At 71.0% G+C, this 15,467-nt stretch carries 15 protein-coding genes and 1 pseudogene; 11 read left to right on the top strand and 5 right to left on the bottom strand.

Translation table 11 applies throughout. The features are described 5' to 3' along the window. A partial coding sequence (locus tag ABZ154_RS33175; protein ID WP_356838071.1) for an SDR family NAD(P)-dependent oxidoreductase occupies positions 1-439 on the bottom strand: 439 nt, incomplete at its 3' end. A gap of 131 nt (positions 440-570) precedes the next feature. Here ABZ154_RS33175 and ABZ154_RS33180 point away from each other — a divergent pair. The 5 genes from ABZ154_RS33180 to ABZ154_RS33200 all read left to right on the top strand — a co-directional run bounded on the left by ABZ154_RS33180 (position 571) and on the right by ABZ154_RS33200 (position 4,372). Beyond that, positions 571-1,011, top strand: a complete 441-nt coding sequence (locus ABZ154_RS33180) for a DUF6278 family protein (protein WP_356838072.1) — start codon at positions 571-573, stop codon at positions 1,009-1,011. 117 nt (positions 1,012-1,128) lie between these two features. Further along, positions 1,129-1,872: an amino acid ABC transporter ATP-binding protein gene (locus tag ABZ154_RS33185; RefSeq protein WP_356838073.1), complete on the top strand. Its 744-nt coding sequence runs from the start codon at positions 1,129-1,131 to the stop codon at positions 1,870-1,872. A 13-nt stretch (positions 1,873-1,885) separates the two neighbouring features. After that, a complete protein-coding gene (locus ABZ154_RS33190; RefSeq protein WP_356838074.1) occupies positions 1,886-2,848 on the top strand; it encodes a glutamate ABC transporter substrate-binding protein in 963 nt (320 codons plus the stop codon). A gap of 16 nt (positions 2,849-2,864) precedes the next feature. Beyond that, positions 2,865-3,509, top strand: coding sequence for an amino acid ABC transporter permease (locus tag ABZ154_RS33195; protein ID WP_327221339.1), 645 nt, complete (start codon positions 2,865-2,867; stop codon positions 3,507-3,509). Next, positions 3,506-4,372 carry an amino acid ABC transporter permease gene (locus ABZ154_RS33200; protein ID WP_356838075.1) on the top strand — a complete coding sequence of 289 codons (867 nt, stop codon included), beginning with the start codon at positions 3,506-3,508 and terminating at the stop codon, positions 4,370-4,372. The genes ABZ154_RS33195 and ABZ154_RS33200 overlap by 4 nt, the downstream gene beginning before the upstream one ends. Positions 4,373-4,404: 32 nt before the next feature. On the opposite strand, the gene ABZ154_RS33205 is transcribed toward ABZ154_RS33200, so the two are convergent. Together ABZ154_RS33205 and ABZ154_RS33210 are read right to left on the bottom strand one after the other, a co-directional pair. Then, positions 4,405-6,000, bottom strand: coding sequence for a CocE/NonD family hydrolase (locus ABZ154_RS33205; protein ID WP_356838076.1), 1,596 nt, complete (start codon positions 5,998-6,000; stop codon positions 4,405-4,407). Positions 6,001-6,149: 149 nt separating this feature from the next. Beyond that, on the bottom strand, positions 6,150-7,364 hold the full coding sequence (locus ABZ154_RS33210) for an Ig-like domain-containing protein (RefSeq protein ID WP_356838077.1): 1,215 nt from the start codon (positions 7,362-7,364) through the stop codon (positions 6,150-6,152). 289 nt (positions 7,365-7,653) lie between these two features. Here ABZ154_RS33210 and murJ point away from each other — a divergent pair, with 289 nt between their 5' ends. Beyond that, positions 7,654-9,294, top strand: a complete 1,641-nt coding sequence (gene murJ, locus ABZ154_RS33215) for a murein biosynthesis integral membrane protein MurJ (protein WP_356838083.1) — start codon at positions 7,654-7,656, stop codon at positions 9,292-9,294. Positions 9,295-9,306: 12 nt separating this feature from the next. Here murJ and ABZ154_RS33220 read toward each other — a convergent pair whose 3' ends face one another. Further along, a complete protein-coding gene (locus ABZ154_RS33220) occupies positions 9,307-10,050 on the bottom strand; it encodes a hypothetical protein (protein WP_356838078.1) in 744 nt (247 codons plus the stop codon). A 104-nt stretch (positions 10,051-10,154) separates the two neighbouring features. Here ABZ154_RS33220 and ggt point away from each other — a divergent pair, with 104 nt between their 5' ends. Both ggt and ABZ154_RS33230 read left to right on the top strand, forming a co-directional pair. After that, on the top strand, positions 10,155-11,972 hold the full coding sequence (gene ggt / locus ABZ154_RS33225; RefSeq protein WP_356838079.1) for a gamma-glutamyltransferase: 1,818 nt from the start codon (positions 10,155-10,157) through the stop codon (positions 11,970-11,972). Between the two features lie 159 nt (positions 11,973-12,131). Further along, on the top strand, positions 12,132-12,908 hold the full coding sequence (locus tag ABZ154_RS33230) for a glycoside hydrolase family 75 protein (protein WP_356838080.1): 777 nt from the start codon (positions 12,132-12,134) through the stop codon (positions 12,906-12,908). A 17-nt stretch (positions 12,909-12,925) separates the two neighbouring features. Here the strand turns inward: ABZ154_RS33230 and map are convergent, their stop codons facing one another. Beyond that, the gene (gene map / locus ABZ154_RS33235; RefSeq protein ID WP_356838081.1) at positions 12,926-13,699 is read right to left on the bottom strand and encodes a type I methionyl aminopeptidase; all 774 of its coding nucleotides are present in this window, start codon (positions 13,697-13,699) and stop codon (positions 12,926-12,928) included. 67 nt (positions 13,700-13,766) lie between these two features. Between map and ABZ154_RS33240 the strand changes: the two genes are divergently transcribed. The 3 genes and pseudogenes from ABZ154_RS33240 to ABZ154_RS33250 all read left to right on the top strand — a co-directional run. Continuing rightward, positions 13,767-14,036 (top strand): helix-turn-helix transcriptional regulator, encoded by a 270-nt coding sequence (locus tag ABZ154_RS33240; protein WP_015612419.1) that lies wholly within the window; start codon positions 13,767-13,769, stop codon positions 14,034-14,036. Positions 14,037-14,065: 29 nt separating this feature from the next. Further along, positions 14,066-14,446 (top strand): PPOX class F420-dependent oxidoreductase, encoded by a 381-nt coding sequence (locus ABZ154_RS33245; protein WP_356838082.1) that lies wholly within the window; start codon positions 14,066-14,068, stop codon positions 14,444-14,446. Positions 14,447-14,598: 152 nt separating this feature from the next. Continuing rightward, positions 14,599-15,467 (top strand): annotated as a pseudogene (locus tag ABZ154_RS33250) (hypothetical protein); the annotation flags it as partial.

Consider the following 15,467-nt stretch of genomic DNA (forward strand, 5'->3'; position numbering starts at 1 on the left):
CGCTTCGTGTACTTGCTTCCCACCTGGTGCTACTTCCTCTGGAACCTCGGGTCCCAGTCTCCAGGTGTCCACAATCAAGGGGAAGCTTCACCCAGACGTCCTCACCGAGCTCGTCGAGGGACGGCCGCAGGTTGATCCCGGCACAGTTGACGAGGATGTCCGGCTCCCCGAGGGCTGCGACGGCCCCGTCGGCCGCGGCACGCACCCCCTCGGCGGTGCCCAGATCAGCACTCAACCAGGCGGCCCGGCACCCATCGTCCACCAACTCCTCCACGGTGGCCTTGAGTTCGGCCTCCCGCCGAGCCACCACGACCACGCTCGCCCCGGCCCGGGCAAGAGCCCCGGTGATGGCCCGCCCGATCCCGGAGCTGCCGCCGGTCACGACGGCGACCCGGCCGGCCAGCGAGAACAGGTCCGACACATACGTCTGAGCACTCATGTTCGCACCCTAGGGCATCGGATTTCTCCCGCTCCGTGCCACCTGCGGTCCGCGGCGCTCGCCGGCCCGGACCGCGGCAGGGCCCGCGCGCCCTGTGGTGTGGAACCTGGCAAGGGTGGGACCCTAGTGGTATGAACATCCCTTTCTTGGACAACTGGCGTAAGCGTCAGGGCAGTACGCAGGGGCACGCGCTCGCGGCCGCCGTCGAAGCTGATCCCGACGGCGCGGCCGAGCTGCTCGCCGAATGCGAACTGCTGCGTGCCCGGGCGGGGCAGCAAGGACTCGAACTCGACGACACCCCGGCCTCGTTGGCCGCGCTCGACCAGCTGCCGCCGCGCTGGCGCGACGACCCCGAGGAGCTGCCCTGGCTGGGCAACGACGCCGGTCTCTACCTCGGCACCGTCATCGTGCGCACGGTCCCGGGGGCCACGTGGGACATCTGGCCGAGCGGGCAGCCTATGGTGCGGCTGGAGTCCGGGCGGGAGATCGACGTCGTCGCCGCCGGGCTGGACTGGGCCATGACGGGCAGCCCCGAGCTCTCGCAGATGTACGCGGAGTCGGCCGAGAACTGATCACCAAGAGAGATAAACAGCCTTATGTGCCATTTGGGCGTGTCGGGTGCGAAGTCCCTTTCCGGGCTGGATAGTTTGCGCTGACCTCGACACAGCGACAAGTGGGTAGGGCAGCGCATGGCCGTCGATCCGTTGATCGAACTGAGGGACGTCAACAAACACTTCGGAGAGTTGCACGTACTTCAGGACATCAATCTCACCGTCGGCCGCGGGGAGGTGGTGGTGGTCATCGGCCCCTCCGGCTCCGGGAAGTCGACCCTCTGCCGGGCGGTCAACCGGCTGGAGACGATCGAGTCCGGCTCCATCCTGATCGACGGCAAGCCCCTCCCCGCCGAAGGCAAGGGCCTGGCCCAGCTCCGCGCCGAAGTCGGCATGGTGTTCCAGTCGTTCAACCTCTTCGCCCACAAGACCGTGCTGGCCAACGTGTCACTGGCCCAGCTCAAGGTCCGTAGGCGCAAGAAGGACGAGGCCGACCGGCGCTCCCGGGAGCTGCTGGAGCGGGTCGGCCTCGCCCCCCAGGCCGACAAGTTCCCCGCCCAGCTCTCCGGCGGCCAGCAGCAGCGCGTGGCGATCGCCCGCGCCCTGGCCATGGACCCCAAGGCGCTGCTCTTCGACGAGCCCACCTCGGCGCTCGACCCGGAGATGATCAACGAGGTGCTGGAGGTCATGCAGCAGCTCGCCCGGGACGGCATGACCATGGTCGTGGTCACCCACGAGATGGGCTTCGCCCGGTCCGCCGCCAACCGCGTCGTCTTCATGGCCGACGGCCGCGTGGTCGAGGACCGCACCCCGGAGGACTTCTTCACCGCCCCGGAAAGCGACCGTGCCAAGGACTTCCTGTCCAAGATCCTCAAGCACTGACGGGGGGCTTCTCGTGTCGCGTACCAGCACTTCGCCTACCAACAGTTCTCGCACCACCCGACACCGTACGGGCCGCCGCGGCGCCGCCCTCGCCCTCTGCCTCCTGCTCACCGCCCTCGCCGCGGCCTGCGGCAAGGAGGGCAGTCCGCCGGTCAAGGGACCGGCGCCCGAGGCGCTGCCCGTCTACCAGGTGGACCAGGGCTTCGAACTGCCCGCGTCGCCCACCTGGCAGAAGGCGGAGCGGCGCGGCCACCTGATCGTCGGCGCCAAGGAGGACCAGCCCTACCTGGGCGAGAAGGACCCGGCCAGCGGTATCTACTCCGGCTTCGACATCGAGATCGCCCGGATGATGGCGGCCTCGCTCGGCTTCGAACCGAAGACCATCCGCTTCCGGACCATCGCCTCCGCGAACCGCGAGACCGCACTCCAGAACGGCCAGATCGACTACTACGTCGGCACCTACACCGTCAACGACATGCGCAAGAAGCTCGTGGGTTTCGCCGGGCCCTACTACATGGCCGGCCAGGGACTCCTGGTGCGCACCGACGAGAACGACATCAAAGGGCCCCCGGACCTGGACGGCAGGACGGTCTGCTCGGCGGCCGGCTCCACGCCCTACCAGCGCATCGCCGAGGACTACCCCAAGGCGGTGCTCGTCGCCTACGACACGTACTCGATCTGCGTCGACAACCTGCTGACCTACCAGGTCGACGCCGTCACCACCGACGACGCGATCCTGCTGGGCTTCGCGGCCAAGGCGCCCGAGGAGATGAAGGTCGTCGGCAAGCCCTTCTCCGAGGAGCCGTACGGCATCGGCGTACCGCGCAACGACAACCCGCTGCGGGCCGCCCTCAACGACGCGCTGGAGGCGAACGAGAAGAACGGCAACTGGAAGAAGGCGTTCGAAGCGACGCTGGGGCGCTCCGGCGTGCCCGCGCCGACCCCGCCGCCGATCGACCGCTACCCGGCGAACTGAGGGGACGGCCCCACCCATGGACGTACTGACAGACAACTTCTCCCTCTACGGCGAGGGCTTCCTCGGCACCGTCGAGCTGACCGTCTACTCCTCGGCCCTCGCCCTCGCGCTCGGCTTCGTCATGGCCTCCTTCCGCGTCGCCCCCGTCGGCTCGCTGCGGGTGCTGGGCACGGTCTGGGTGACCGTGCTGCGCAACACCCCGCTGACGCTGCTGTTCTTCGCGGTCCTCCTCGGCCTGCCCCGCTTCGGCCTCGTGCTGCCCTTCCAGCTCTTCGCCGTCCTGGCGCTCGGCTGCTACACCTCCGCCTTCATCTGCGAGGTGCTGCGCTCCGGCATCAACACCGTGCCCACCGGCCAGGGCGAGGCCGCCCGCAGCCTCGGGATGACCTTCGGCCAGACCCTGAGCGAGGTCGTCCTGCCGCAGGCCTTCCGCTCGGTGATCCCGCCCGTCGGCTCCACCCTGATCGCGCTGGCCAAGAACTCCGCGATCGCCGGCGCGTTCAGCGTCACCGAGCTGCTCGGCACCTACCGGACGCTCAACGAGCTGGGCTACAGCATCATCTGGACGTTCATCTGGATCGCCGTCGGCTACCTGATCATCACCCTGACCATCAGTGCGCTCTTCAACGTGATGGAGAAGCGCTGGGGAGTCGCACGATGACCCATGTCCCCTCGGCCACCGCGCTCTACGACATCCCGGGGCCGCAGACCCGCAAACGGCATCTCCTGTACGGGATCGCCTCGACGGCCGTGATCCTCGCCCTCGTCGGCTGGATCATCTATCTGCTCTTCGACACCGACCAGTTCACCGCCGAGAAGTGGCGCCCCTTCCAGTACAAGGGCATCCAGGAACTGCTCCTGCGCGGGCTCGGCAACACGCTCAAGGCGTTCGCGTACGCCGCCGTGCTCTCCCTCGCCCTCGGCGCGGTCCTCACGGTCGGCCGGCTCTCCGTGCACCGCCCGGTGCGCTGGATCTCCACCCTGCTGGTCGAGTTCTTCCGGGCCATGCCGGTGCTGGTGATGATCTTCTTCATCTTCGTGGCGCTGAAGGTCCAGGCCCTGCCCGCTCTGGTCGCCGGACTGACCCTCTACAACGGCTCGGTCCTCGCGGAGGTCTTCCGGACCGGGATCAACTCCGTGGACCGGGGCCAGCGGGAGGCCGCGTACGCCCTCGGGATGCGCAAGACCCAGGTCACGACGTTCGTCCTGGCCCCCCAGGCCGTGCGCGCGATGCTGCCGACCATCATCAGTCAGCTGGTGGTCGCCCTCAAGGACACCTCACTGGGCTACCTGATCACCTACGAGGAATTCCTCCACGCTGGAAAGCTGATCGCGTCGAATCTCGACTACGATCTTCCCTTCATCCCTGTCGTGATGGTGATCTCTCCGATCTACATCGGTATGTGCATGCTGCTCTCGTGGTTCGCCACCTGGGTGGCGCGAAGGCAGCGGCGCAATCCGAGGACGGAGGCGGTGGGGGTGGCCCCGGCCGAGCCGGGGAAGCTGCTGCCGGGAGGGCAGTAGCGGAGCATGTCCCGCCCGGCAGCAGTCGGTGATCACTTCTCGCGCAGCGGGACCGAGAGATGACTCGGGTCCGTGGAGGGCGAGGAGAAGGTCAGCTGCGCGCCGGTCGGGTTGTGCTCGATGTACAGCGGATCGACGGTGTCGATCACCAGGGCGAGCCGGTGACCGGCCGGGACGTCGTAGGCCGTGGAGAACAGCTCCAGGTCGACGGGGAAGGGCCGGCCCGGCGTCTGCCCGTGGAACGTGTACGGGGCGTTGCTGACCAGTTTGCCCACGCCGAGCGGGCCCACATCGTAGAGGTACGCGACGAAGGTGCCGCTCGGCTTGGTGCTGGTCACCGTGGTGTGCAGCTCGGCCGTACCCCGGACGCGCTGCTGGGAGCCGTACTTCTCGGACTGCCACACGCTCGCGAAGGTGCCTGGCAGAAGGGGTACGGAGACGGTCGGCGGCAGCTTCAGGAACTGGTCCAGGGCGTTGGAGAGCAGCGTGATGCCCCCGTTGGCACCGGAGTCGACGTTCGCCCAGACCTTCTTCGTACCGTCGAGCTGTATACGCTTCTCGGCCGAGCCCACCGACTTCCAGTCCGGGTAACCCTCGTACCCCTCGTCGTTGCGGGACTTGAGCTGGACGGGCTGCTCGGTGTCGATGCCGTTGCGCTCGCCCTTGAGGTAGCGGTCGAACCAGCGGCGGGTGCTCGTCCAGGTGTCGTTGGGCAGCCCGAACAGGCCGGTCAGCTCGGCGGTCGCGTGGTCGCCGGGGCGGAACTCCAGCCGCTTGGGGCCGGTGAGCTTCTCGTAGAACGAGGCGTACTGGTTGGGCGGGAAGATCGTGTCGCCCCAGGCGTTGCCCATCATGACGGCCGCGCCGTTGGCGTTGATCTTGTCGAGGTACGTCGCGGGCGAGCGCTTGGCGCCCCAGGCGATCATCTCTGGCTCCTTGACCAGGTTGGAGCCGAGGAAGCCCTTGAGCGTCTGGGAGAGTTCGTCGCTGGGGCGGCCGGTGATCAGCCCGGCGCCGCCGAGCAGGGCCGCGGCCTGGAGGTGCTGGGTCCGCCCGCTGTAGATCGACTCGATCAGGTCGGCCCAGCCGCTGAGGGCGGCCACCGCCTTGATCCGCGGGTCGTGCCCGGCCGCCAGCAGGCTGATGCCCGCGCCGTAACTGACCCCGCCCATGCCGATCCGGTCCGGGTCGGCCGAGGTGTTCGCCAGCGCCCAGTCGATGACGGCGGAGGCGTCCGCGATGTCCGGCGGCCCCGCCACCTCGATCTTCCCGCCGGAGAGCCAGAAGCCGCGCGAGGTGTAACTCAGCACCACATATCCGGAGTCGGCGAGCTTCTGGGCCTGCGCCAGGTACTCGATCTGCGGCATGGCCCAGCTGGTCGGGAAGACGATGAGGGGGTGCTTGGTACCGGCCGCCGCTCCGGACGGTCTGAACACGTTGCCCTTGAGGGTGATGCCCCCGGAGCCGGGGATGTCGTGGAACGTCCAACCCGGCGCGGAGGCGCTCGCCGAGGTGGGGGCGGGTGCGGCTCCGGCTGCCGGAGCCGCACCGAGGGCGGCTCCGGTCAGCAGGACGGCGGCGGTGGTGATCGAAGCGGTGGTGCGCAGTGCCGGTTTCGGACGTACCACGGGTCACTCCTCACGCGTGTCAGTGCAAAGTGACCCGACGGTAACCCCGGTTGCTTACCGCTGGTAACCACCGGGTGTGTTGCGTGAAGGTAACGATTGTTGGACGCGGTGTCAGTAGGACTTCGGCTGTTCGGGGGTGAGCGCGCGGCTCACTTCAGCGCGCTCCTCGTCTGCCAGTCGGCCCACGCCACGTTCCACGCGCCGTACCCGTTGCCCTCGGCGACCGTGCCCTTGGCGTCGGCGCCGGTGATCTCGAACGGGTCGCCCACCCGTACCTGCCCGTAGAGCGCCGACGCGTTCGCGTCGCTCATCCCGAGACAGCCCGAGCTGCGGTTGGCGTTGCCGAAGTAGCCGGAGTTCCACGGCGCGGCGTGCGCGTACATCCCCGACCAGGTCAGCCGCATCGAGTAGTCGACCATCTTGTCGTAGGCGTCGCCGAGGCCCACCGTCTCGGAGCGCATGTTGATCGTGCCCTCCTTCGACATCAGGACCGCCGTGCCCCGCCAGGACGCCTTGTCGCCGCCCGGCGTACCGCCCGACATCGGCGCCTGAAGCACCTGCTTGCCGTCGCGGTGCAGGGAGAGGCGGTGTCCGTCGAGGTCCACCTTGACCACCTGCGCGGCGCCGATGGTGAACGCCGTCAGGTAGTCACGGACGAACCAGCCGCCGTCCGTGCCCGTGTCGATGCCGTTCAGCTCGGCGGCCAGAGTGACCTTCGTGCCGGGCTTCCAGTACTCCTCGGGCCGCCAGTCGACGCGGTCCTTGCCCGAGTAGTCCTGCAGCCAGCCCCAGGAGCCCTCGGTGCTGTTCGAGGTGGACACCTTCAGGGCCTGCTCCACCGCCGCCTTGTTCTTCACCGGGTGGTCGAAGACGACCGACAGCGGCTGGGCGATGCCGACCGTGGTGTTCTTGCCCGGCGCGAGCGACAGCTTGTTGACCTTCTCCGCCTCGGCGGTCGTGAAGGTGGCCGTGTCGCTGCCCCCGTCCGCGTCCTTCGCCTCGACCGTGTACGCGGTGCCCGGCGCGGCGACCCGCTCGGATATCCAGGTCCGGCCGTCGGCGGATATCTTCCCGGCCAGCGTGCCGCCCTCACCCGCCCTCACCGACACCGTCTTCAGCTTCCCCTCCGCCAGCGAGACCTTCACCGGTTCACCCGGGGCCGCCGCCTTGCCCTGGAGGTTGACGGAGATGCTGGTCGCCAGTGCCTTGCCGTCCCCGCCCTCCTGAGCGGCGGAACCGGAGGCACCACCGCCCGAACAGGCCGTGAGCGCGGCGGCGAGCAGCGCCGCCGGGACGGTGAGGGCGAGCCGGGCGTTCCGGCCGGACGGGGCGGTACGAGGGATGCGCGGGCGTGCGGAACTCAACGGAAAGACCTCCAGGGCAGCAAGACTCGACAGGTGAGAGGCGGTTTCCCCCCTGCCGGGTTCCGTTTCCCCCATGTCGGATTCCGCCCGTGTCTCCTCGCCGGTTCCGTCCGTGCCCCGCCCGTCCGGGCCCTGATCGCGCGGAGTACCCTCCACCGTCGGCCAGTACCTCGGAGCGCGGGAGAGACCAGTGAGCGGAACCGTCAAGCCCGAGGGGGCCGGAGGGCTCGGGGGGGATGTGAAGCCCGACGGGGCCGTACATCCCGACGGGGCCGTACATCCCGATGACGTGGGGGAGGAGGCCGGGATAGCTCCGGCCCGGTCCGCCTCCGTCCTGCGCAGCGGGGCCGTGATGGCGGCGGGCTCCGTCGTCTCCCGCGCCACCGGGTTCGTCCGTTCAGCCGTCGTCGTCGCCGCGCTCGGCACCGGGCTGACCGCCGACGGCTACACGGTCGCCAACACCGTCCCCAACATCCTCTACATCCTGCTCATCGGCGGCGCGCTCAACGCGGTCTTCGTCCCCGAGCTGGTCCGGGCCGCCAAGGAGCATGCCGACGGCGGAGCCGCGTACACCGACCGGCTGCTCACCCTGTGCACCGTCGGCCTCCTCGCGCTCACCGCGCTCGCCGTGGCGGCGGCGCCCCTGATCGTCGGCGTCTACACCGACTACGACGGCCGCCAGGCCGAGCTGACCGTGGCGCTGGCCCGCTACTGCCTGCCGCAGATCCTCTTCTACGGGCTCTTCACCCTGCTCGGCCAGGTCCTCAACGCCCGCGGCCGGTTCGGCGCGATGATGTGGACCCCGGTCCTCAACAACATGGTGATCATCGGGGTGTTCGGCCTCTACATCGCCGTCGCCGCGAGCTCCGACGGCGCCCTGTCCAACACCGACGCCCACCTCCTGGGCTGGGGCACCACCGCCGGGATCGCCGTGCAGACCCTCGCGCTGCTTCCCGCGCTGCGGGCCGCGAAGTTCCGCTGGCGGCCCCGTTTCGACTGGCGTGGCAGCGGACTGACCCGGCCGATGCGCTCGGCCGGCTGGCTCGTGCTGCTGGTGCTCACCAACCAGCTCGCGTACTGGGTCGTCACCCGGTACTCCACCATCGCCGGTCAGGAGGCGTTCGAGCAGCAGGTGGCGGGCGGGGCGGGCTACACCGCGTACAGCTACGCCTACCAGCTCTGGGTCGTCCCGCAGGGCATCATCACCGTCTCGCTCGTCACCGCGCTGATGCCCCGGATGAGCCGGGCGGCGGCCGACGGGGACCTCGCCGGGGTCCGGCGCGATGTCGCGTACGCCCTGCGGACCAGCGCCGCGGTCGTCGTGCCCGCCGCCACCGCGTTCCTGGTCCTCGCGCCCTGGGTGATCGGCTCCGTCTTCGGGTACGGGCGCGCCACCGACGCCGACATCACGGTGATGGCCGGAATCATGATGGCGTTCGCCCCCGGGCTCATCGCCTTCTCCGGGCAGTACGTCCTCTCCCGCGGCTTCTACGCGATGGGCGACACCCGCACGCCCTTCCTGCTCAACCTCGTCGTCGCCGCCGTCAACGCCGGTCTCTCGGCGGCCGCCTACTGGGTGCTGCCCGCACGCTGGGCCGTGACCGGGATGGCCGGAGCGAGCACGGTGGCCTTCTCCGTCGGCTTCGCCGTCACCGGGTACGTGCTGTCCCGGCGGATCTCGGCCACCGGGGCCGGGCCCCTGCTGCGCTCACCCACCCTCGGTGCCCACCTCCGGCTGATCGCCGCCTGCCTGCCCGCCGGGGCGCTCGCCTACGTGGCCGCCCGCGCGGCCGAGGGCGCGGGGGACGTGGCGGCCGCCGGGGCGGGGACCCTCGCCCTGCTGCTCGTGGTGGTGCTGCTGGCCCGGCCGCTGAGGATCGGTGAGATCACCGCGATGGTGGAGGGCGGCCGGGCCCGGCTGCGGCGCTGACGCCGGGCCCGCTCAGTCACCCGCCCGGTGGGAGGCCGGGGCCGTCGTCGCGGGCGTCTGCGCCGCGCGGGTCACATCGCCGACGACCTCCACCACATCGGGGCCGTACGCCTGGGAGTTGACCACCTTCAGCAGCAGCGCGAACGACTTGTCGCCGTGCTTGCGCAGCAGTTTCTCGTGGTGGCGCGACACATATCGGGTCGCCGCCTGGTTGGTGATGGCCCGCTGACCGCAGAACAGGAAGACCGGCCGCGCCTCCTGACCGCCCGTCAGTCGCGCCAGCAGCACGTACTCCGAGGTCCCCGGCTCCAGTCGGTAGCGCTCCGAACCGATCTGGAAGGCGACGCGGTCCGGGCCGGGGTCCGGCTCGGTGTTGATCCGTACGCCGGGGAGCAGGGTCCGCAGGTGGGCAGCCATCCGCTGGTTGGACGTCGGGCCGCCGACGCAGAACTCCGTACGCTCCCCGAAACCCTGCTGCGCCACGTCGTGGGTCACGATCTGCGCGTTCGCCGCACAGTCCTTGATCAGCGCGGAGAGCTCCAGCAGCGCGAAGACGTCGTACCGGTGCACGGACCCCTCGGCGCCCGCGTACCGGTTGACCACCAGCAGGCACTCGGAGTGGGCCGGCAGCCCGAAGAACGCCTGCTTGCGGCGCAGCTTGCGCCGAAGGAGGTAGGTACGGGCCAGCCAGCCCAGCGATCCGCTGACCCCGGCGGCTATCACGCCCAGCACGATGTTGCGCACGTCGTCCGTCATGGCCGGGCATGTTATCGGTCATTCGGGTAACCGTTCGAGGCGGTCCTGACGATCCGGGTGCCCGGGGGCTAGCCTGCGCGGAGATCCGTTGACTGGAGGTTCGTATGCACCGTTCCGTCGGCCGGAACATGTCGATGGTGGCCGCCCTCGCCTTGGTCGCCTCACTCGGGGCCACCGCGCCCGCGGGCTCCGCGGAGCCCGCGCACCGGCACCCCGCCCCGCCCAAGTCCCCGGTGGCGGTGGGCTACGGGGGAGCGGTGGCCAGCGTCGACCGGGACGCGTCGGCGGCCGGGATCGAGGTGCTGCGCCAGGGCGGCAACGCGGTGGACGCGGCCGTGGCGACCGCCGCCGCGCTCGGCGTGACCGAGCCGTACTCGGCGGGCATCGGCGGCGGAGGCTACCTCGTCCACTACGACGCCGAGAAGCACACGGTGCAGACCATCGACGGCCGCGAGACAGCACCCCGCAGCGCCGACGCCTCCCTCTTCCTGGAGAACGGCAAGCCCATCCCGTCCGAGGAAGGCGTCACCAGCGGCCTCGGCGTCGGTACCCCCGGCACCCCCGCCACCTGGGAGCGGGCGCTCGACACCTGGGGCTCCAAGTCCCTTCGTACGCTGCTGAAACCGGCCGGACGCCTGGCCCGGGACGGCTTCGTGGTGGACTCCACCTTCCGCTCGCAGACGGCCTCCAACCAGGCCCGGTTCGCCGACTTCCCGGCCTCCGCGAAGCTGTTCCTGCCGGGCGGTGAACTGCCGGCCGTGGGCTCGGTGTTCAAGAACCCCGACCTGGCCCGCACCTACGAGCAGCTCGGCCGCAAGGGTGTCGCGGAGCTCTACCGGGGCGAGTTGGCGGACGACATCGTCCGTACGGTCCGCAAGCCGCCCGTCGACCCGCAGGCCACCCGGACCGTCCGTGCCGGCGACCTGACCCGCAAGGACCTCTCCTCCTACCGCACGCTGAAGCAGAAGCCGACGAAGGCCGGCTACCGGGGCCTGGACGTCTACGGCATGGCGCCCTCCTCGTCCGGCGGTACGACCGTGGCCCAGGCCCTCAACATGCTGGAGCGCACCGACCTGTCGGGGGCGAGCGAGACCCGCTACCTCCACCGGCTCATCGAGGCGAGCCGTATCGCCTTCGCCGACCGGGGCCGCTGGGTGGGCGACCCGGCCTTCGAGGACGTCCCCACGAAGGAGCTGCTGAGCCAGCGGTTCGCCGACGCGCGCGGATGCCTGATCAGGGACGACGCGGTGCTGACCAGTCCGGTGGCGCCCGGTGACCCACGAAACCCGGCCCGGTGCAAAAGCGGCGGCACGGCCGCGCCCACGACGTTCGAGGGGGAGAACACCACGCACCTGACGACGGCCGACAAGTGGGGCAACGTCGTCTCCTACACCCTGACGATCGAGTCCACCGGCGGCAGCGGCATCACGGTCCCCGGCCGCGGCTTCCTCCTCAACAACGAGCTGACCGACTTCTCCTTCGCCCCGGCCGACCCGGCCGTCCACGACCCGAACCTGCCGGGCCCGGGCAAGCGCCCCCGCTCGTCGATGGCCCCGACCATCGTGCTCAAGGACGGCAAGCCGGTCCTCGCCCTCGGTTCACCGGGCGGCGCCACGATCATCACCACCGTGCTCCAGTCCCTGACCGGCCACCTGGACCGCGGGCTCCCGCTCGTCGACGCGATCGCCGCACCGCGCGCCAGCCAGCGCAACGCGGCCACCACCGAGATCGAGCCGGACCTGTGGAACAGCCCGGTCCGCGGCGAGCTCGAAGCGCTCGGCCACGCCTTCCGGCAGAACCCGGAGATCGGCGCCGCCACCGGCGTACAGCGGCTCCCCGACGGCCGCTGGCTGGCAGCCGCGGAAAAGGTGCGGCGGGGCGGTGGCTCGGCCATGGTGGTGCAGCCGGGCGGCAGGAGCTGACCCGGTTTCAGGAAGCAGGGGCCGCGGGGCCGGTCGTACGCGGACGCGCCGCGCACGACCGGGACCGCCGCCGGGGGAGGGGAGAGCCGGAGATCCCGTGCCGGCACGAGGAGGGGCCGCACGGGTCCCTCCGGTCGACTGGAAGGGCCGTCCCCCACGATGCGCAGCCGAACGTTCGCTCTGACCGCCGTCACCTCCGCGGCCTGCGGCGCCGCCCTGCTCGGCCCGGCGGCGATGCCCGCCACCGCCGGCGTCCCCGTACCGGACACACCGCCGGACACCCGGGTGGGTCCTGCGCCGGGAGGCCTCGCGGACGCGCGGGTCGGTGCGGACCTGACGGTGAGTGCGGATCTGCCGGTGAGTGCCGAGGAACTGCTCGCCGAGGTCCGCTCCTGCCGGCAGATCTCGCGGGGCAAGTACCGCACGGACGCGAACCGCTCCAAAGCCACCGTCCCCGTCTGCGGCACCTCGGACGCCGTGTTCTGGAAGGCGGACATGGACATCGACTGCGACGGCCGGAAGACGAAGGCCTGCAACACGAAGTCCGACCCCTACTTCCAGCCGCAGACCGCGTTCCAGACCTCCCGCGGCAAACCGCTGGACTCGGCCCGGCTGCCGTTCGTGGTGGTGCCCGCGCCGGGCCGGATCTGGGACTACCGGAAGTCCGGGCTGACCGGCGGCAGCGTCGTCGCCGTGATCCACAAGGGTCAGGTGCGGTACGCCGTCATCGGCGACACCGGGCCCGCCGGGATCATCGGCGAGGGGTCGTACGCGCTGGCGGAGGCGCTGTCCATCGACCCCCACCCGACGACCGGCGGGGCCCCGTCCGGCGTCACGTACATCGCGTTCAAGGACTCCCGCGTCTCACCGATCGAGAGCCGCGCCGAGGCGGAGAGCCGGGGCGAGGCGCTGGCGAGGGTGTTCATCGGACGCTGAGGGCTTCGAAAGAGCCGTCAGAGGGCGGTGAGGACGCGCGGGCCGTCCTTCGTGATGGCCACCGTGTGCTCGGCGTGCGCGGCCCGGCTGCCGTCGGTCGTCCGCAGCGTCCAGCCGTCCGGGTCGTGGCGGAACTCGTCGAGGCCGCCGGCGAGCAGCATGGGCTCGATCGCGAGGACCATCCCGTGGCGCAACGGCATGCCGCGCCCGGGCTGTCCCTCGTTCGGCACGGACGGGTCCTCGTGCATCGAACGGCCGATGCCGTGGCCGCCGTACCCGTCGAGGATGCCGTAACCCGCCTTGCGGCAGACCGTGCCGATGGCGTGGGCGATGTCGCCGATCCGGTTGCCGACGACCGCCGCCGAGATGCCCGCCTCGAGCGCGGCGGTGGCCGCGCCGATCAGCTCGGTGTCGGCCGGGCGGGCCTCGCCGACGGTGAAGCTGACCGCCGCGTCGCCCGCCCAGCCGCCGAGGAGGGCGCCCGTGTCCACGCTGACCAGGTCGCCGTCGCGCAGGGGCTCGGCGGAGGGGATGCCGTGGACGACCGCGTCGTTCACGGAGACGCAGATGACGGCGGGGAACGGGGTGGGCGCGAAGTGCGGCTTGTAGTTCAGGAAGGGCGAGGAGGCCCCCGCCTCGCGCAGCACATCGCGTGCCGCCTCGTCCAGCTCGCGGGGGGTCACGCCGATCGCCGCGACCTCCCGGGCGCGGGCCAGGATCCGCGCGACGACGCGTCCGGACTCGCGCATGGCTTCGATGGATGTGTCTGTCTTGATGTGCACCATACCCATTACTATACCGGTCGAAGCGGTATAGTAATGACGGTATAAGAATGGCGAACCGTAGTAGAGTGGCCTCATGGTCCGCACCCCTCTCACCCCTGAAGAGCGCCTCCGCGGCGAACGGCTCGGCCGTCTGCTCCGTGAGGCGCGCGGGGAGCGCAGCATGGTCGCCGTCGCGGCGAGCGCCGGAATCTCCGCCGAGACCCTCCGTAAGATCGAGACCGGCCGCGCCCCCACCCCTGCCTTCTTCACGGTCGCCGCGCTCGCCGGGGCGCTCGGCCTCTCCATGGACGAGCTGCTCGGCCGCTGCGCCCCCGAACCCGCCGCCGTGCCCCTGATCGCGTAACGACCCTGGCGATGCGTAGGGTCACGCCTGTGACTCTTCAGGACTTCGCGCGCAGCGAGTACGTCAGCCTGACCACCTACCGCAAGGACGGCACGCCCGTCGCCACGCCCGTATGGGCCGTGGCCGAGGGCGAGGTGCTGTACGTGTGGACCCGCTCCGATTCATGGAAGGTCAAGCGGCTCCGGAACAACGCCGACGTGGTCGTCACCGTCTGCGACGTACGCGGCCGGATCCCCGAAGGCGCCCCGAAGGCCGAGGGCAGGGCACGCCTCCTCGACGCTGACGGGACCCGCAGGGTGCGCAAGCTGCTGGCCCGCAAGTACACGTGGAAGTTCTGGCTCGTCGACCGGCCCGCCACCGTCGCCCGCTTCGGCAAGCGCCCGCACACCGGGATCGCCGTCACCTTCTGAGCCCGGCCGCCGGTCGCGTACGGGGGCGCACGGCGTCGGCCCCCGTGCACCCGCCGCAGCGCGGACGAAAGCTGCGCGTAGCCGCCTCGTAACACACCTGCGGTCGAATGCCTGCGGACTGGAAGGCCAGTCGGCAGTCGGCGAGGGCGACGATGACGGTGCATCAGCATGCGGTGGGCGTAAGCACGTTCGCGCGGTGTCTACGGGAGATCACGGCCCGGCTCGACCCCGGACGCGGGTGGTACGGGGTCTTCACCCGGCGCGACCCGCAGGGGATGCGGTCCTGTCTCGACGGGGTGGAGATCCCGCCCTGGGACGTCGTGGAGTCGCTGCTCGCCGACCTGGCCGCGCTCCACGGCGCACACTTCGCCGAGCAGGTCTCGGTACGGGCCGCCGCGCTGTACTCCGCCTCCGCAGCCGCCCACGACCGGCGGCCCGGCGGACACCAGGAGCTGGTCCACCGGCTGGAGTTGATGATCCGCGAGCAGGGCCGGGCGGCCGAGCGGCTGCGCACGGCCGGGGCGGGGGGCGTGGGCCCGGCCGACCCGGAGGCGCTGGCCTGGGCCCACGACGACCACCGGCGCGCCTCGGCCCGGTGCGCGGAGCTGCGCAAGCGGCTGGCGGCGGTGACGGTAGCGCACCCGCGCGCCGGGGCGGACCCGGAGCGCCTACCGGAGCCCACGCCGCAGCGTGTGCCGGAGTTCGTTGCGGAGCCAGTTCCGGCTCCGGAGGTCCCTGAGCCCCTCGGGCGTTCCCGTTCCCGGAGGGCCGCACCCGCCCCCGAGCCCGCCCCCGCGGCCGAGCCCGCCCCCGCGCCTGCGGCCCGGCGCAAGAAGCCGCGCGGCGCGCGGTTCGCCGGTCTCGATGTGGACGACGAGTGGCCCGCGTACGCCCCCTCGCCCGTGCCCGCCCTGCCCGCACCCGCGCCGGAGGGCACTGGACTGGGGGAGAGGTCACTCACGCGTGGCGGACGGACCTGGGCGGGGACTTCTTCCCGTTCCTGCCGCTCGTCGTCGGCGAC

Origin of the sequence: Streptomyces sp. NPDC006261 (assembly GCF_040613515.1) — a bacterium.
In the GTDB taxonomy this organism is placed as follows: Bacteria; Actinomycetota; Actinomycetes; order Streptomycetales; family Streptomycetaceae; genus Streptomyces.